The organism is Anaerobacillus alkalilacustris (assembly GCF_001866005.1).
Taxonomy (GTDB): Bacteria; Bacillota; Bacilli; order Bacillales; family Anaerobacillaceae; genus Anaerobacillus; species Anaerobacillus alkalilacustris.
Genome location: NZ_MLQR01000027.1, coordinates 191,386 through 209,192 on the forward strand (window position 1 = coordinate 191,386; position 17,807 = coordinate 209,192).

Consider the following 17,807-nt stretch of genomic DNA (forward strand, 5'->3'; position numbering starts at 1 on the left):
TTCTCTCACAGATCTTCACTACTTTCTAACACTCGTTTCGTTATTGCCTCTCTTCTAGCTTGTACCGCTTCATCGATAGTTGAAAATTGAGTTGCTAACATTTGTGAAGCTAAAAGACCCGCATTTTCAGCTCCAGCTTTCCCGATAGCAACGGTTGCTACTGGTATTCCACCAGGCATTTGTACTATGGAAAGTAAAGAATCTAGACCATTAAGTGCCTTAGATTGAACTGGTACACCGATAACCGGTAAAGTGGTCTTCGCTGCTACCATCCCAGGTAAATGAGCAGCACCACCCGCACCTGCTATAATGACTTTTAACCCTCTATCTTTTGCACTTTCTGCATAACTAAACATCAGATCAGGAGTGCGGTGAGCTGAAACAACCTTTTTTTCATAAGGAACCTTTAATTCATCAAGAACATTACAGGCATGTTGCATCGTTTCCCAATCAGAAGTACTTCCCATGATTACACCAACTAATGGCTTAGACATAAAACCCTCCTATAAATTAGCTTTAATCTATTTTTATTCTGTCCAAAATAAAAAGTCCAAGTATTGATTCTTTATGGAAGAAAGCAATCCTTGGACTTATATTTGTAGTTAAATGTATAGAAATGGGGGTCTTTGATAAAGAGAATTTAACTCTTACACAAATTAAATAAACGTTTAATTAATTTAAATGCCCCAGTAAACTACAAGTATATTGCTTTCCTTCATAGTCCAATGATTTACGGTCATTAGGTAGAAACTTCTGGGCCATATTCCCAATATTATATGAGGAAAATCACGTATTCTTTTCAAGTTTATCTTAGCAGTTTGTAAGAAGATTTGTCAATGAAAAATCGAACGTTTTTTGGTTAACACGCTTACATCGTTCGTTTTTAATCTATTAACTTCCCTTCAAATACGATGCTTTGCTTTATTACTTCCTTTTCAAGTTTTCCATTTTTTTTTATTTCATGGAAAACAGGTTCTTCCATTCTCCGAATTGGAGAGTATCCTTCTTTTTCCATTCTTACTAAACATTGAGAAATCGTCTCGCCTTCCTCTACGAAAAACTTTTTCTTTTTTAGTTTTTTCTCCATTACTTAATCTACCTCCGAATTCCTTTAAGCCAGAAGCCACCAAAAAAAGTCTTCGGTTCGTGCGAGATTATAAAGGCTTTAGGATCTAAGTCTTTAATAGTTTTGTATAGTGATTTTTCTGATTTTCTTGAAGTCAAAATTTCCATCATCATACGCTCACCTTCACGTCCATACGCAACCCAGTTGGTAACCCCATAACCTTTATCTCTTAAAACGTTAGGTATATCTGGTTCGTACTCCTTCGTAATTACATTTACCGTAATATAACCTAATGCCAATTTTTCCTCTATTTTCATTCCTACTAAAACACCTATAGCATAACCAATTGCGTATGCTATTAGGTTCTCTACTCGATTTAAATTATCAAGCACTAACCCAAGTCCTATAATATAAATAATTACCTCTACAATACTTGTTAAAGCGGCAAAGTAACGTTGACCCTTTAGTGTGAAGATCATACGTATCGTAAACAGAGTCACATAAACGATATTAATTGCTAAAATGATTACAATCATTCCTAGTGCAGTATTTAAAATTGACTCAATCATTGTATACCCTCCTTTATTAAAATTAATCGAAAGAATACTAGTCCTTCTACACCTCATACCTATTTGATAGTGCTTTAGCACTCTTCGAAATCCTGTTAAGGATAACATGAATAGTAATGAATGAAAAGAAAATGTTATGTTTCATTAATAGGATATCCAATTCCTTACGTCCCTTTGAAAAACTATTTGTTGTTTTAATGTTTGAAGCACTTTTATCTGCGAATAAGTTTTTTTAAAAACACTTCTAGTTATACTTAATCAATCAAAGTGTACAATATATTCATTCATTGTAATCTCATAATTTTTTGTTTTCATTAAGAAACTTATCTAGTTACTTTGAACCGTTCGTTACTAAATAAAGATTTATGAGCTCGTTTTTAGTAAATAGAAATTCACTCAAATGAGTAGATTTTCTTTATCTTTAAATAAAAAGAACAGTTAGCCATTAATTTACTAATGTTAAGATAATTAAATCGCTAAGACTTTATAAGTAGATGATCCTTCTGCTCCAATTTCTTTCGCATCTCTAATTATAAAATACTTTTTGTTGTAGTAAAATTAAGGTCAAAATATATTTACTTGTAGGAGATTGAAAAATGAAATCAGAAAAAGAAAAAATGTTAACTGGAGAACTTTACAATGCTGGTGACCAAGAGTTAGTTATAGATCGTGAACATGCACGAAGAAAAACAAGAATTTACAACCAAACTTTAGAAACCGAAGGAAATGAACGTTTAAGACTTTTAAAAGAGTTATTCGGTTCAACTGGGGGCAACTTATACATCGAGCCAACTTTCCGTTGTGACTACGGATACAATATCCATGTAGGTGACAACTTCTATGCTAACTTTGATTGCGTTATTCTAGATGTTTGTGAAGTTCGAATAGGGGATAATTGTTTTATTGCACCAGGTGTGCATATCTATACAGCTACACATCCTCTAAACCCTTTCGAACGTAATTCCGGAGCAGAGTTTGGAAAAGCTGTTACTATTGGCAATAATGCGTGGATTGGAGGTAGAGCCATAATTAATCCTGGAGTTACTATAGGAAATAATGTAGTTATTGCTTCAGGAGCAGTCGTAACGAAGGATGTACCTGATAATGTTGTTGTAGGAGGAAATCCCGCAAGAATAATTAAGAAAATTTTCACTTAATTAAGTTAAAACTTATTTCCGGTCACGATAATACTTTCGTGACCGGTTTGTATATAGTCGTTGTGAAAGTACAACCTTGTTATGCTACCGTTTTGCATTCAAGAAGCTTAAGAGGAAGCGAAAGCAGACAAACTTCTGGGTTTAATCAAAATAATGTTTTTACTTTTAGTATTTCTCATCTTGCGGCTTACTTCAATCTCATCGTGAGTTACTTCACCAAAATTAATTACATGCTACTTTGCGACGACGAAGCTTACTTCGAAGCATTTGCTTGTAGACGCACAGATGCAGCACCACTTAACCTGAAATGTAAGTTCCGAAAACAAAAAGAACACACTCCATTGGAATGTGTTCTTTAACTTACCTAGCAACGTCCTACTCTCACAAGGGGAAGCCCCTAACTACCATCGGCGCAAAAGAGCTTAACGATCGTGTTCGGCATGGGAACGAGTGTGACCTCTTCGCTATCGCCACTAGATAATATATTTATTGCTCTACCTTTTTACTTTGAGCAACTTTCCACGCAATTGCGTGCTCACGACCGCCGCTACCGATAACTAAAATTTTCAAACTGTTTCCCACCTTTTTATTGATGTAAAATGTTTTAGTTACGTAATAAAAGTAACTTTAAACATTCTAGTGTTTAAAGTGTCTTACTCCTGTAAATACCATAGCTATTCCTAATTCATCAGCTTTTTTAATCGAATCTTCATCACGAATCGAACCGCCTGGTTGGATAATCGCAGTTACACCAGCTAAACCTGCAGCTTCAACTGTATCATTCATTGGGAAGAAGGCATCAGATCCCATAACGGAACCACTTGCATTTTCTGCGGCTTGCTCAATCGCGATTTTTGCAGAACCTACACGGTTCATTTGCCCAGCTCCAACTCCTACAGTCATATCGTCTTTAACTAAAACAATCGCGTTAGATTTCACATGTTTAACTACTTTCCATGCCATTTTTAATGCTGCCCATTCAGCTTCTGTTGGTTCACGCTTGGTAGGAACTGTTACATTTGCTTGTTCTAAACCGAATGTATCTTCATCTTGAACGAGAAGACCACCGTGAATTGACGTTAAACGCTTTTCCACTTTTGCTTCAGTTGTAATAGGTAAAGTTAATAAACGTAAATTTTTCTTTGAAGTTAAAATTTCTAACGCTTCTTCGCTAAATGAAGGTGCAATAATAATTTCTAAGAAGATTTCTTTCATTTTTAGTGCTGTATTTGCATCCACTTCTCGGTTAAGAGCAACAATACCACCGAAAATTGAAACAGGATCAGCAGAATAAGCTTTATCATAAGCTTGTTCAATTGTATCACCTACACCAACACCACATGGATTCATGTGCTTTATTGCTACAACAGCTGGTTCAGTAAATTCTTTTACTAATGCTAATGCTGCGTCTGCATCATTAATATTATTGTATGAAAGCTCTTTACCATGTAATTGAGTTGCCTTAGCGATTGAACTTTCTGCTCCTAATGGCTTTTTGTAAAAAGAAGCTTTTTGGTGTGGATTTTCTCCGTAACGTAAATCTTGTTTTTTCTCAAAAGTTACTGTTAAAGACTCTGGTGATTCTTCCTTAACTTCATTCGTTAAATATTCAGCAATCACAGCGTCATAAGAAGCGGTATGACGGAATACTTTCGCAGCAAGTCGGGCACGAGTTTCGTTATTTACTGAACCTTCTTCTTTTACTTGATTAATAACTGTTTCATAATCTGTAGGATCAACAACAACTGTAACGTGCTTATGATTTTTGGCAGCTGCACGAAGCATACTTGGACCACCAATATCAATATTTTCAATGGCATCAGCAAATGTTACATCTGGCTTAGCAATCGTCGCTTGGAACGGGTATAGATTGACAACAACTAAATCAATTGGCTGAATGTTGTGCTTTTCTAATTGACTTAAGTGATCAGCACTTTCTCTCATCGCCAGTAAACCACCGTGAATATTTGGGTGTAACGTTTTAACACGACCATCTAAGATTTCTGGAAATCCAGTAACATCAGAAATACCAATAACAGGGATTCCAGCTTCTTGGATTGCCTTCTTTGTTCCACCTGTGGAAATAATCTCTACTCCAAGCTCGACTAATTGTTTAGCAAAAGGGACAATCCCTTCTTTATTTGACACACTAATTAGGGCACGTTTCATTTGTTGTTAAACCTCTCTTTCGACTTTCTGTTTATTTAATACATTTTCCAATACTTCAGGGTAAAGCTTATGTTCAACTGTTTGAATTTTCGAACGAACTTCTTCAATAGAATCATTTTCTTCAATGAAAACTGGTGCTTGAGCAATAATTGGACCTGTATCCATTCCTTCATCTACGAAATGAATTGTTACACCCGTTACTTTTACTTTGGCATCATAGGCTTGTCCAATCGCATCTTTTCCAGGAAAAGACGGAAGCAACGAAGGGTGGATATTAATAATTCTGCCTTCATAAGCTTTTAGTAACGTTGGACCGATTAGTCTCATGTAACCAGCTAGAGCAATCCACTCAACATTTAAAGCTTGCAATTTATTTAAAATTTCATTTTCAAAGGCTTCTTTATTCTCATAGTTTTTCGGAAGAAATTGAAAAACTTCAATATTATGCTTTTCTGCTCTTTCAATAGCTAACGCATTAGGTTTGTCACAGACGAGTAAAGCAATCTCTGCTTTCAAATGTCCACTTAAAGTAGCATCGATAATGGCTTGAAAATTCGTACCACTTCCTGATGCAAAAACAGCTATCTTTCTCATTCTGCTAATCCTCCAATGTGAACTCCCTCTTCCTTACAGACACGACCAATAATATATGCTTTTTCTCCTAGGTTCTCAAGCTCTTTAATAGCAGATACAGCTTCCTCTTCAGAGACAACCATAACCATTCCAATTCCCATGTTAAAAGTTGAGAACATGTCTTTAAAAGTAATCTCGCCTTTTTCTTTCACTAGGTCAAAAATCGGTTGAATTGGCCATGACCCATAGTCAATCTCTGCCCCTAAACCAGAAGGTAAGGTTCTAGGTATATTCTCATAAAAACCACCACCAGTAATATGAGAAAGACCTTTTAAATTAAACTTTTTAAGTACTTCTAAAATTGGCTTCACATAAATTCGTGTTGGTGTTAACAGTTCTTCACCTAATGACTTTTCAAGGTTACCATATTGCTCTTGTAAATCTAAGTTACTTTCTTCTAAAAGTACTTTCCTCACTAAAGAAAAACCGTTACTATGTAGGCCATTAGAAGAAAGTCCTACAATAACGTCACCTTCGTTAATCTTTTCGCCTGTTAATAATTTTGATTTATCTACAATACCTACAGAAAAACCTGCAAGGTCATACTCATCATTACCGTAAAGACCTGGCATTTCAGCTGTTTCGCCACCAATAAGAGCACACCCTGCTTGCTCACAACCATCTGCAATGCCTTTTACGATTGCTTCAATCTTTACTGGTTCAGCCTTCCCACAAGCAATATAATCTAGAAAGTAAAGTGGTTCAGCCCCTTGAACAACGATGTCATTCACGCACATTGCTACTGCATCGATTCCAATTGTGTCATGTTTGTCAAGCATAAATGCTAGCATTAATTTCGTTCCTACACCGTCTGTACCAGATACTAAAACAGGTTCGTTTAAATGCTTAAAACTAGTAAGGTTAAACATCGCTCCAAAAGAACCTAAACCACCTAAAACTTCAGGACGGATTGTCTTTTTCACATGCTTTTTCATACGTTCCACAGCTTCATATCCTGCTTCAATATCTACTCCTGCTCGTTTATATGCACTAGACATAGTTACCTCCAAGTTAAATGTAAATGGAGAATGTAGAATTGGGCTGAGAAGCGCATCAATACCTTTCTCAACCCTATTCATTCTAAACTCTACATTCAATAATCTATATTTTTAAATTAGCATTTCACTAATTTTGTTTCTTCATTTTTGTTTCCACGATAGATCTCAGTAGGATACTTTCCTGTAAAGCAAGCGAGACACTGACCGTTGTTAACTTGATCAGTACTTCTACCTACTCCTTTCAATAAACCTTCTACACTTAAGAAAGCGAGGGTATCCGCACCAATTTCTTGTCTGATTTGTTCAATGCTGTGTGAAGATGCGATAAGTTCAGACGTTGTTGACGTATCAATTCCATAATAACAAGGATTTGTAATTGGTGGTGAACTAATACGAACATGAACTTCTGTTGCACCAGCTTCTCTTAACAAGGTAACGATCCTTCTACTTGTCGTACCACGTACTATAGAATCGTCAATCATTACCACACGTTTTCCTTCTACAACACCACGTACTGCAGAAAGCTTCATTTTCACACCTTGTTCACGAAGTTCCTGTGAAGGTTGAATGAACGTTCTACCTACGTAACGATTTTTAATTAAACCTAACTCATACGGAATACCTGACTTTTCAGCATAACCTATCGCTGCTGAAATACTTGAGTCAGGGACTCCAGTAACAACATCTGCTTCTACAGGAAATTCTATAGCCAGTTGCTTACCTAGACTTTTCCTAGCACTATGAACATTAATTTCATCTACATTGCTATCAGGTCGAGCAAAATATACGTACTCCATGCTGCAGATTGTGCGGTGAATCGGTTCTGCAAAGCGTTCCGAACGAAGACCTTCTTCATTTATAATGATTAATTCTCCTGGCTTTACTTCCCGTTCAAATGTAGCTCCCACAACATCAAAAGCACATGTTTCTGACGCAAATACATAAGCTTCTCCTAAACGGCCGATGGAAAGTGGGCGCAGTCCATTCGGGTCGAGAGCAACCATTAATTGATTTTCAGTCATAACCATGAAAGCAAAAGCACCTTCAATTTGTTTTAGAGCATTTTTCATTCTCTCATCAAGCGGTAAATCACTGCTACGTCTAATTAAATGTGCTAGTACTTCTGTATCTGAAGTCGTTTGAAATATACTTCCTTGTTCTTCAAGTTGAAGTTTTAACTTATTTGCATTTACTAAATTTCCATTATGAGCTAATGCTAAACTGCCTGTTTGCGATTTAAATAATAAGGGTTGAGTATTAGCCAAGCCACCACCACCAGCAGTGGAGTAACGGACATGACCAATTGCACCCTTCCCATGTAACGTCTCAATTTCTCCTTTAGAGAACACTTCGGTTACTAGTCCAAGACCTTTATGGATATTTATAGTTTCACCATCAGTAACAACGATTCCAGTTCCTTCTTGGCCACGATGTTGAAGGCTGTGCAATCCATAGTATGTTATTTGTGCAGCATCAGGATGTCCCCATACTCCAAAGACTCCACACTCTTCATTAAGACCTTTTATTTCAGCAAACATGGAATAGCTCCTTTCCAAGCCTCTTGCAATTCTTTTGTTGCAGCTTGAATAACAGGTTCACCACTATCATTTACAATTGTAAGACCTGATTCAACTACTTCACCGATGCAAGTTGCATTTACTAAGCGTTCAAATTCTGCTTTTTTATCTTTTGAAACAGAAACAACAAAACGACTTTGGCTCTCTGCAAATAGTGCTGTTACAGCCTCACCGCTAATTGAAACTTTAGCACCAACATTTCCGTCCATCATACATTCAGCAACTGCCACAGCAAGACCACCTTCAGCAACATCATGAGCTGATGCAACTACACCTGAACGAATGGCCGTTAATAACTGTTGTTGGCGTTCTTTTTCAACGTCTAAATCAATACTTGGAGACTTACCAGAAATCTCACCTTCTAGTAGTTTTTGTAGCTCGCTTCCACCAAATTCAGGTTTCGTTTCACCAATTAAGTAAATAAGGTCTCCTACATTTTTAAAGCTTTGTGTTGTAATGTAATCTAAATGATCAATAAGACCTACCATACCAATAACTGGAGTTGGATAAACAGCTACTCCACTTCTTTCATTATAAAGAGAAACATTTCCACCGATAACAGGTGTTTCAAGAACACGACATGCTTCACTTAATCCGTCAGTAGACTTTTCAAGTTGCCAGAAAATCTCAGGTTTTTCTGGATTACCATAATTTAAACAGTCTGTTACACCAAGAGGAGTTGCCCCAGAACAAACAAGGTTTCTAGCTGCCTCAGCGATTGCAATTTTCCCACCCATTTCAGGATCTAGATATAAATAACGAGAATTACAATCAGTCGTCATTGCTAGTGCTTTATTTGTATCACGAATACGAAGTACTGCCGCATCAGAACCTGGCGATACAACTGTATTAGTACGAACCATATAATCATATTGGTCATAAACCCATTCTTTACTAGCGATTGTCGGTTGAGCCAATAAGCTTAATAACGTTTCTTTCACGTCATTTACTTTTGGTACAACCTCTTCTTGTTGTTGGAACTTTCGGAAATATTCAGGTTCACGTGATGGTTTATGATACACTGGTGCATCTTCTGCTAATGCATCTACTGGTACTTCAGCCGCGACCTCACCTTTAAAAATTAGACGAAGCTTTTTATCATCAGTTACTTTACCAACAATTTTAGATAATAAGCCCCAGCGATCAAAAATTTCTTGAATTTCTGCTTCACGGCCTTTTTTTACAACAATTAACATACGCTCTTGGGATTCTGACAACATCATCTCATATGGAGTCATTCCTAATTCACGTTGTGGAACTTCATCTAAGTTTAATTCAATCCCAGATCCTGCCTTACTCGCCATTTCTGCTGAAGAAGAAGTAAGCCCAGCGGCCCCCATGTCTTGAATACCTACTAATGCATCTGACTTAATTAGGTCAAGGCAAGCCTCAAGAAGAAGTTTTTCCATAAAAGGATCTCCAACTTGAACTGCTGGACGCTTTGCATCTGAATCTTCATCTAATTCTTCAGAAGCAAACGTTGCACCATGAATACCATCACGACCAGTACTTGCGCCAACGTACATAACTGAGTTTCCAACACCTTTTGCTTGACCCTTTTGAATATCTTTATGATCAATTAAACCAACACACATTGCATTTACTAGTGGATTTCCTTCATAACAAGGATCAAATTGAACTTCTCCACCAACAGTTGGGATACCGATACAGTTACCGTAGCCAGCAATTCCAGCTACTACTTCTTCAAACAAATACTTAACCTTCGGAGTTTTTAACTCACCGAAGCGAAGTGAATTTAATAAAGCAATTGGACGGGCACCCATTGAGAAAACGTCACGAATAATTCCCCCCACACCAGTTGCTGCACCTTGATATGGTTCAATCGCTGATGGATGGTTATGACTCTCAATTTTGAAAACTACGGCTTGATCATCGTTAATATCGATGATACCCGCTCCTTCTCCTGGCCCTTGAAGTACTCTCTCTCCAGTGATAGGGAATTTCTTTAGTAATACTTTTGAATTCTTATAAGAACAGTGTTCACTCCACATAACAGAAAACAATCCAGTTTCTGTCCAATTCGGAAGGCGACCAAGAATTTTTTCAACTAATTGAAACTCATCATCATTTAAGCCCATGTCGGCATAGAGACGTTTTTCTTTAATCATTTCTGCTGTTGGTTCTTTAAACGTTAAGGACATGTGCTTCCCTCCAGTTTCTTAAAATTGATTTAAATAAGTTCAGACCATCGGCGCTACCAATTAATTGATCTACAGCGCGTTCAGGGTGAGGCATCATACCAAGAACATTACCTTTTTCGTTCGTAATTCCTGCAATGTCATTAATAGATCCATTAAAGTTGTTTTTATAACGGAATACAATTTGATTGTTAGCTTCTAAAGCTTTTAACGTTTCATCATCACAGTAATAATTCCCTTCACCATGAGCAACAGGAATAACAATCTCTTGTTTATTTTCATATCCAGAAGTAAACATCGTTTCATTATTTTCAACAACAAGAGTAGCAGGACGACAGATAAACTTAAGGTTTTTATTACGAATCAATGCACCAGGTAGTAAACCTGATTCGACAAGAACTTGAAATCCATTACAAACTCCTAGTACTGGCTTTCCTGCTTCAGCTGCTTTTTTCACTGACTCCATTACGTTTGAAAAGTGAGCAATCGCTCCACAACGAAGATAATCTCCATATGAGAAACCACCAGGTAGAAGAATAGCATCAAATCGATCTAAATCCGTTTCAGAATGCCAAACATACTCTACTTCTTCTCCAAGTTCATCACGAATAGCATGGTACATATCTACATCACAGTTTGACCCTGGAAAAACGATACATGCAAATCTCATGAAGGAATAACCTCCTCAATTTCATAACGATAATCTTCAATAACTGTATTAGCTAATAGCTTCTCACACATTTCTTTAACACGAGCATCAACATCTTTTTCATTTTTCTTTAATGTTAACTCCATATACTTACCGATACGTACATCTTGTACTTCGTCATACGTAAGAGCATGAAGCGATGTTGTTACAGCACTTCCTTGTGGATCGAGAACACTTTCTCTTAACGTGATAAAAACCTTTACTTTAAACATTTGATGTTCCTCCTAGTCTTGTTAAAATTTCTTCATATCCTTCTGTTAAGCTGCCAAGGTTTCGTCGAAATAAATCTTTATCAAACTTTTGGTTTGTCTCCATATCCCACAGACGACATGTGTCGGGAGAAATTTCATCAGCTAGTAAAACCTCTCCACTCTCTGTAACTCCAAATTCTAATTTAAAATCGACTAACCGAACATTTATTTCCTTAAATAACTCTAATAAAAACTCATTAACCTTTAGTGCGTTAGTTTTCATGATCTCTAATTGTTCTGGGGATGCTATATCTAATAGACGGATATGATCTTCATTTATTAGAGGATCACCAAGCGCGTCATCTTTATAGTACAGTTCTACAATAGTTGTATTTAATTGAATGCCTTCCTCTAAACCAAGTCTCTTTGAAAGGCTTCCAGCTGCTACATTACGAACAACTACTTCAAGCGGAATGATCGTTACTTTACGCACTAGCTGCTCAGTATCTGATAGATTTTCAATAAAATGGTTATTAATTCCCGCTTCCTTTAAGCTTTGAAAGATTTGGGAAGTAATTAGATTATTCAATCTAGATTTACCAGCAATTTTATCCTTTTTTTCCCCATTAAAAGCAGTGGCATCGTCTTTGTATTCTATCCACAAAACATCTTGATCATCGGTTTGATAAATCTTTTTTGCTTTGCCTTCGTATAAAAGCCCATTTTTATTCACGTTTCGCCCTCCAAAATCTTGGTTTAGAGTGCAGAACACTTAACATTTAAGACCGTTCTACACTCTTCAATTGTAAATTACTTCAATCCTACTCTTTCAAAAATTGTATCTACATGTTTTAAGTGGTGATTATAGTCGAAACAATCGTTAATCTCTTCTTCACTTAGTAAAGATGTAATTTTTTCATCTGCTTGTACAAGTTCACGGAATTGAACTCCACGCTCCCAAGCTTCCATTGCCTTTGGTTGTACTAAGTCGTAAGCTTCTTCACGAACCATTCCCTTATCAATAAGAGATAAAAGAACACGTTGAGAGTAGATTAATCCGTATGTTCTCGTCATATTACGCTTCATATTTTCTGGGAATACCGTTAAGTTTTTCACGATATTTCCGAAGCGATTTAACATATAGTTTAGGGCGATTGTTGCATCTGGAATGATAATTCTTTCTGCTGAAGAATGAGAAATATCTCTTTCATGCCAAAGTGCAACATTTTCATAGGCAGTAACCATATGGCCACGTAAAACACGAGCTAGTCCAGTCATATTTTCAGAACCGATCGGGTTACGCTTATGAGGCATTGCTGAAGATCCTTTTTGACCTTTAGCAAAGAACTCTTCGACTTCACGCGTTTCACTTTTTTGAAGACCTCGAATTTCTACAGCCATTTTTTCAATTGAAGCACCAATTAAAGCGAGTGTCCCGATATAGTTAGCATGACGATCACGCTGTAGGGTTTGTGTAGAAACTGAAGCACGCTCAAGCCCTAAATTTTCACAAACATATTGCTCAACGAAAGGATCAATGTTTGCATACGTACCAACAGCTCCAGAAATCTTTCCTACACGTACACCTTCTGCAGCTTGCTTAAATCTTTCTAGGTTACGTTTCATTTCTTCATACCATAAAGCAAGCTTTAATCCGAACGTTGTAGGTTCAGCATGAACACCATGAGTACGTCCCATCATTACGGTGTCTTTATGTTCAATTGCTTTATTTTTTAAAATCTCAATAAAGTTTTTAATATCATTTTCTAAAATTTCATTTGCTTGCTTTAATAAATATGAAATAGCCGTGTCAACAACATCTGTTGAAGTTAAGCCGTAATGAACCCACTTTCTTTCTTCACCGAGCGTTTCTGAGACCGCTCTGGTAAAAGCTACAACATCATGTCTTGTTTCTTCTTCTATTTCTAAAATACGTTTAATATCAAAGGAAGCATTTTCTCTAATTTTTTTTACATCTTCCTTTGGGATGTCTCCTAATTCAGCCCAAGCCTCACAAGCCACGATTTCTACCTCTAACCAAGCTTTAAAACGATTTTCATCTGTCCAAATCGCTCCCATTTCCGGTCTCGTATAACGTTCAATCATTTGTTTAAACCCCCATCTTTTCTTCATTCCAAATTTGTAATGCTTCTACTATTTTCATTGCTTCATCTATAGTAGTGCCAAGCACTGTTAAATGTCCCATCTTTCTTCCTTGCTTTGCTTCTTCTTTTCCGTAAAGGTGAAGATGACATTGCTCCATGTTTGGTACACTTTGTAGTACTTGTGGTATATGTTCCCCTAATATATTAACCATAACAGCCGGCTTAAGTAAATTTGTATTACCTAAAGGCCAGTTACAGATTGCTCGTATGTGTTGATCAAATTGGGACGTTTCACAAGCATTGATTGTGTAATGCCCTGAATTGTGCGGTCTAGGTGCCAATTCATTAACATAAATTTCTCCTGTAGGTGTTAAAAACATTTCTACAGCCAAAGTTCCTACTAGTTCAAAGCTTCGTGCTAAATGAAGCGCAACCTGTTCGGCTTTACCGATCGTTTCTTCAGTAACTCGAGCAGGAACAATTGACATATGCAAAATATTATTTTCATGAATATTTTCAGTGACAGGAAAAGTTTTTGATTCCCCCGCTTTATTTCTAGATACAATTACAGATAACTCTTTTTCAAAAGTAATCCATTTTTCTAAAACGAGTTCACCGCGAGTAGATAACTCTTTATATGCTTTTTCAATATCCTCAGTTTTTCTAATGACAAATTGTCCTTTTCCGTCATATCCACCTCTGCAAGTTTTCAAAACGGCAGGTATACCTAACTTCTTAACGCCCTCTAATAAATCTTCCTTTGTCATAATTAGATGGTACGGAGCAACTTTAACTCCGGTTGCTTCAATTGCTTTTTTTTCTTTACCACGGTGTTGTGTAGTTGAAAGTAAGTTACTTCCTTGAGGCAAATTTCCATTTTGTTCAAGCCAATTAGCCGTGTAGCTATCTATATTTTCGAATTCATATGTTAATACATCACAGTTATCTAAGAGCTGTTTTGCCCCAGCTAAATCATCATAAGCAGTTAAAATTTCAAGGTCAGAGATTTGTCCGCATGGAGAATTTTCATTTGGCTCAAGTACGGCTATTCCATACCCCATCTCTCGCGCTGAGATTGCCATCATTCTTCCTAACTGCCCGCCACCTAAAATACCAATTGTACTTCCGGGTAAGATCATTTCTCTCACAGATCTTCACTACTTTCTAACACTCGTTTCGTTATTGCCTCTCTTCTAGCTTGTACCGCTTCATCGATAGTTGAAAATTGAGTTGCTAACATTTGTGAAGCTAAAAGACCCGCATTTTCAGCTCCAGCTTTCCCGATAGCAACGGTTGCTACTGGTATTCCACCAGGCATTTGTACTATGGAAAGTAAAGAATCTAGACCATTAAGTGCCTTAGATTGAACTGGTACACCGATAACCGGTAAAGTGGTCTTCGCTGCTACCATCCCAGGTAAATGAGCAGCACCACCCGCACCTGCTATAATGACTTTTAACCCTCTATCTTTTGCACTTTCTGCATAACTAAACATCAGATCAGGAGTGCGGTGAGCTGAAACAACCTTTTTTTCATAAGGAACCTTTAATTCATCAAGAACATTACAGGCATGTTGCATCGTTTCCCAATCAGAAGTACTTCCCATGATTACACCAACTAATGGCTTAGACATAAAACCCTCCTATAAATTAGCTTTAATCTATTTTTATTCTGTCCAAAATAAAAAGTCCAAGTATTGATTCTTTATGGAAGAAAGCAATCCTTGGACTTATATTTGTAGTTAAATGTATAGAAATGGGGGTCTTTGATAAAGAGAATTTAACTCTTACACAAATTAAATAAACGTTTAATTAATTTAAATGCCCCAGTAAACTACAAGTATATTGCTTTCCTTCATAGTCCAATGATTTACGGTCATTAGGTAGAAACTTCTGGGCCATATTCCCAATATTATATGAGGAAAATCACGTATTCTTTTCAAGTTTATCTTAGCAGTTTGTAAGAAGATTTGTCAATGAAAAATCGAACGTTTTTTGGTTAACACGCTTACATCGTTCGTTTTTAATCTATTAACTTCCCTTCAAATACGATGCTTTGCTTTATTACTTCCTTTTCAAGTTTTCCATTTTTTTTTATTTCATGGAAAACAGGTTCTTCCATTCTCCGAATTGGAGAGTATCCTTCTTTTTCCATTCTTACTAAACATTGAGAAATCGTCTCGCCTTCCTCTACGAAAAACTTTTTCTTTTTTAGTTTTTTCTCCATTACTTAATCTACCTCCGAATTCCTTTAAGCCAGAAGCCACCAAAAAAAGTCTTCGGTTCGTGCGAGATTATAAAGGCTTTAGGATCTAAGTCTTTAATAGTTTTGTATAGTGATTTTTCTGATTTTCTTGAAGTCAAAATTTCCATCATCATACGCTCACCTTCACGTCCATACGCAACCCAGTTGGTAACCCCATAACCTTTATCTCTTAAAACGTTAGGTATATCTGGTTCGTACTCCTTCGTAATTACATTTACCGTAATATAACCTAATGCCAATTTTTCCTCTATTTTCATTCCTACTAAAACACCTATAGCATAACCAATTGCGTATGCTATTAGGTTCTCTACTCGATTTAAATTATCAAGCACTAACCCAAGTCCTATAATATAAATAATTACCTCTACAATACTTGTTAAAGCGGCAAAGTAACGTTGACCCTTTAGTGTGAAGATCATACGTATCGTAAACAGAGTCACATAAACGATATTAATTGCTAAAATGATTACAATCATTCCTAGTGCAGTATTTAAAATTGACTCAATCATTGTATACCCTCCTTTATTAAAATTAATCGAAAGAATACTAGTCCTTCTACACCTCATACCTATTTGATAGTGCTTTAGCACTCTTCGAAATCCTGTTAAGGATAACATGAATAGTAATGAATGAAAAGAAAATGTTATGTTTCATTAATAGGATATCCAATTCCTTACGTCCCTTTGAAAAACTATTTGTTGTTTTAATGTTTGAAGCACTTTTATCTGCGAATAAGTTTTTTTAAAAACACTTCTAGTTATACTTAATCAATCAAAGTGTACAATATATTCATTCATTGTAATCTCATAATTTTTTGTTTTCATTAAGAAACTTATCTAGTTACTTTGAACCGTTCGTTACTAAATAAAGATTTATGAGCTCGTTTTTAGTAAATAGAAATTCACTCAAATGAGTAGATTTTCTTTATCTTTAAATAAAAAGAACAGTTAGCCATTAATTTACTAATGTTAAGATAATTAAATCGCTAAGACTTTATAAGTAGATGATCCTTCTGCTCCAATTTCTTTCGCATCTCTAATTATAAAATACTTTTTGTTGTAGTAAAATTAAGGTCAAAATATATTTACTTGTAGGAGATTGAAAAATGAAATCAGAAAAAGAAAAAATGTTAACTGGAGAACTTTACAATGCTGGTGACCAAGAGTTAGTTATAGATCGTGAACATGCACGAAGAAAAACAAGAATTTACAACCAAACTTTAGAAACCGAAGGAAATGAACGTTTAAGACTTTTAAAAGAGTTATTCGGTTCAACTGGGGGCAACTTATACATCGAGCCAACTTTCCGTTGTGACTACGGATACAATATCCATGTAGGTGACAACTTCTATGCTAACTTTGATTGCGTTATTCTAGATGTTTGTGAAGTTCGAATAGGGGATAATTGTTTTATTGCACCAGGTGTGCATATCTATACAGCTACACATCCTCTAAACCCTTTCGAACGTAATTCCGGAGCAGAGTTTGGAAAAGCTGTTACTATTGGCAATAATGCGTGGATTGGAGGTAGAGCCATAATTAATCCTGGAGTTACTATAGGAAATAATGTAGTTATTGCTTCAGGAGCAGTCGTAACGAAGGATGTACCTGATAATGTTGTTGTAGGAGGAAATCCCGCAAGAATAATTAAGAAAATTTTCACTTAATTAAGTTAAAACTTATTTCCGGTCACGATAATACTTTCGTGACCGGTTTGTATATAGTCGTTGTGAAAGTACAACCTTGTTATGCTACCGTTTTGCATTCAAGAAGCTTAAGAGGAAGCGAAAGCAGACAAACTTCTGGGTTTAATCAAAATAATGTTTTTACTTTTAGTATTTCTCATCTTGCGGCTTACTTCAATCTCATCGTGAGTTACTTCACCAAAATTAATTACATGCTACTTTGCGACGACGAAGCTTACTTCGAAGCATTTGCTTGTAGACGCACAGATGCAGCACCACTTAACCTGAAATGTAAGTTCCGAAAACAAAAAGAACACACTCCATTGGAATGTGTTCTTTAACTTACCTAGCAACGTCCTACTCTCACAAGGGGAAGCCCCTAACTACCATCGGCGCAAAAGAGCTTAACGATCGTGTTCGGCATGGGAACGAGTGTGACCTCTTCGCTATCGCCACTAGATAATATATTTAGTTGAAAGAAATCATTCTTTCAAAACTAGATAACATACATTTAAGATTCTTGAG

Annotated in this window: 19 protein-coding genes, 2 rRNA genes and 2 riboswitches; of the genes, 2 read left to right on the forward strand and 19 right to left on the reverse strand. The window is 36.4% G+C overall.

The window, feature by feature from the left end:
* Positions 1 to 5: 5 nt before the first annotated feature.
* From purE (BKP37_RS10365) to BKP37_RS10375, 3 genes are all read right to left on the reverse strand, one after another.
* Complete coding sequence (gene purE, locus BKP37_RS10365) at positions 6 to 494, reverse strand: 5-(carboxyamino)imidazole ribonucleotide mutase (RefSeq protein WP_071309529.1); 489 nt, start codon at positions 492 to 494, stop codon at positions 6 to 8.
* A 204-nt stretch (positions 495 to 698) separates the two neighbouring features.
* Positions 699 to 800: riboswitch (purine riboswitch) on the reverse strand.
* An 83-nt stretch (positions 801 to 883) separates the two neighbouring features.
* Complete coding sequence (locus tag BKP37_RS10370) at positions 884 to 1,087, reverse strand: NETI motif-containing protein (protein ID WP_071309530.1); 204 nt, start codon at positions 1,085 to 1,087, stop codon at positions 884 to 886.
* Positions 1,088 to 1,095: 8 nt separating this feature from the next.
* Positions 1,096 to 1,635, reverse strand: coding sequence for a DUF2179 domain-containing protein (locus BKP37_RS10375; RefSeq protein WP_139193104.1), 540 nt, complete (start codon positions 1,633 to 1,635; stop codon positions 1,096 to 1,098).
* Positions 1,636 to 2,231: 596 nt separating this feature from the next.
* On the opposite strand from BKP37_RS10375, the gene BKP37_RS10380 reads away from it, so the two are divergent.
* Positions 2,232 to 2,792 carry a maltose acetyltransferase domain-containing protein gene (locus BKP37_RS10380; RefSeq protein ID WP_071309531.1) on the forward strand — a complete coding sequence of 187 codons (561 nt, stop codon included), beginning with the start codon at positions 2,232 to 2,234 and terminating at the stop codon, positions 2,790 to 2,792.
* A gap of 362 nt (positions 2,793 to 3,154) precedes the next feature.
* Here the strand turns inward: BKP37_RS10380 and rrf (BKP37_RS10385) are convergent.
* From rrf (BKP37_RS10385) to BKP37_RS10450, 15 genes are all read right to left on the reverse strand, one after another.
* Positions 3,155 to 3,270, reverse strand: a 5S ribosomal RNA gene (rrf, locus tag BKP37_RS10385).
* 8 nt (positions 3,271 to 3,278) lie between these two features.
* The gene (locus tag BKP37_RS19285) at positions 3,279 to 3,374 is read right to left on the reverse strand and encodes a hypothetical protein (protein WP_281243039.1); all 96 of its coding nucleotides are present in this window, start codon (positions 3,372 to 3,374) and stop codon (positions 3,279 to 3,281) included.
* Between the two features lie 54 nt (positions 3,375 to 3,428).
* Positions 3,429 to 4,961, reverse strand: coding sequence for a bifunctional phosphoribosylaminoimidazolecarboxamide formyltransferase/IMP cyclohydrolase (gene purH / locus BKP37_RS10390; RefSeq protein ID WP_071309520.1), 1,533 nt, complete (start codon positions 4,959 to 4,961; stop codon positions 3,429 to 3,431).
* 6 nt (positions 4,962 to 4,967) lie between these two features.
* The gene (purN, locus tag BKP37_RS10395; protein ID WP_071309521.1) at positions 4,968 to 5,555 is read right to left on the reverse strand and encodes a phosphoribosylglycinamide formyltransferase; all 588 of its coding nucleotides are present in this window, start codon (positions 5,553 to 5,555) and stop codon (positions 4,968 to 4,970) included.
* Positions 5,552 to 6,592: a phosphoribosylformylglycinamidine cyclo-ligase gene (gene purM / locus BKP37_RS10400; RefSeq protein ID WP_071309522.1), complete on the reverse strand. Its 1,041-nt coding sequence runs from the start codon at positions 6,590 to 6,592 to the stop codon at positions 5,552 to 5,554. Before purM ends, purN begins: the two co-directional genes overlap by 4 nt.
* A 116-nt stretch (positions 6,593 to 6,708) precedes the next feature.
* Positions 6,709 to 8,130, reverse strand: a complete 1,422-nt coding sequence (purF, locus tag BKP37_RS10405) for an amidophosphoribosyltransferase (RefSeq protein WP_071309523.1) — start codon at positions 8,128 to 8,130, stop codon at positions 6,709 to 6,711.
* Complete coding sequence (gene purL / locus BKP37_RS10410; protein WP_071309524.1) at positions 8,115 to 10,331, reverse strand: phosphoribosylformylglycinamidine synthase subunit PurL; 2,217 nt, start codon at positions 10,329 to 10,331, stop codon at positions 8,115 to 8,117. The genes purF and purL overlap by 16 nt, the downstream gene beginning before the upstream one ends.
* Entirely contained in the window at positions 10,315 to 10,998 is a 684-nt protein-coding gene (gene purQ / locus BKP37_RS10415) for a phosphoribosylformylglycinamidine synthase subunit PurQ (RefSeq protein WP_071309525.1), read from the reverse strand. The genes purL and purQ overlap by 17 nt, the downstream gene beginning before the upstream one ends.
* Positions 10,995 to 11,249: a phosphoribosylformylglycinamidine synthase subunit PurS gene (purS, locus tag BKP37_RS10420; RefSeq protein ID WP_071309526.1), complete on the reverse strand. Its 255-nt coding sequence runs from the start codon at positions 11,247 to 11,249 to the stop codon at positions 10,995 to 10,997. The genes purQ and purS overlap by 4 nt, the downstream gene beginning before the upstream one ends.
* Complete coding sequence (gene purC, locus BKP37_RS10425; RefSeq protein WP_071309527.1) at positions 11,242 to 11,961, reverse strand: phosphoribosylaminoimidazolesuccinocarboxamide synthase; 720 nt, start codon at positions 11,959 to 11,961, stop codon at positions 11,242 to 11,244. Before purC ends, purS begins: the two co-directional genes overlap by 8 nt.
* 77 nt (positions 11,962 to 12,038) lie before the next feature.
* On the reverse strand, positions 12,039 to 13,334 hold the full coding sequence (purB, locus tag BKP37_RS10430) for an adenylosuccinate lyase (RefSeq protein WP_071309528.1): 1,296 nt from the start codon (positions 13,332 to 13,334) through the stop codon (positions 12,039 to 12,041).
* A gap of 4 nt (positions 13,335 to 13,338) precedes the next feature.
* Positions 13,339 to 14,472 carry a 5-(carboxyamino)imidazole ribonucleotide synthase gene (gene purK / locus BKP37_RS10435; RefSeq protein WP_071309548.1) on the reverse strand — a complete coding sequence of 378 codons (1,134 nt, stop codon included), beginning with the start codon at positions 14,470 to 14,472 and terminating at the stop codon, positions 13,339 to 13,341.
* Positions 14,473 to 14,477: 5 nt separating this feature from the next.
* A complete protein-coding gene (gene purE, locus BKP37_RS10440; protein ID WP_071309529.1) occupies positions 14,478 to 14,966 on the reverse strand; it encodes a 5-(carboxyamino)imidazole ribonucleotide mutase in 489 nt (162 codons plus the stop codon).
* Between the two features lie 204 nt (positions 14,967 to 15,170).
* Positions 15,171 to 15,272: riboswitch (purine riboswitch) on the reverse strand.
* Between the two features lie 83 nt (positions 15,273 to 15,355).
* A complete protein-coding gene (locus BKP37_RS10445; RefSeq protein WP_071309530.1) occupies positions 15,356 to 15,559 on the reverse strand; it encodes an NETI motif-containing protein in 204 nt (67 codons plus the stop codon).
* A gap of 8 nt (positions 15,560 to 15,567) precedes the next feature.
* Positions 15,568 to 16,107 carry a DUF2179 domain-containing protein gene (locus BKP37_RS10450; protein ID WP_139193104.1) on the reverse strand — a complete coding sequence of 180 codons (540 nt, stop codon included), beginning with the start codon at positions 16,105 to 16,107 and terminating at the stop codon, positions 15,568 to 15,570.
* A 596-nt stretch (positions 16,108 to 16,703) separates the two neighbouring features.
* On the opposite strand from BKP37_RS10450, the gene BKP37_RS10455 reads away from it, so the two are divergent.
* Entirely contained in the window at positions 16,704 to 17,264 is a 561-nt protein-coding gene (locus tag BKP37_RS10455) for a maltose acetyltransferase domain-containing protein (RefSeq protein ID WP_071309531.1), read from the forward strand.
* A gap of 362 nt (positions 17,265 to 17,626) precedes the next feature.
* Here the strand turns inward: BKP37_RS10455 and rrf (BKP37_RS10460) are convergent.
* A 5S ribosomal RNA gene (rrf, locus tag BKP37_RS10460) occupies positions 17,627 to 17,742 on the reverse strand.
* Positions 17,743 to 17,807: the final 65 nt, after the last annotated feature.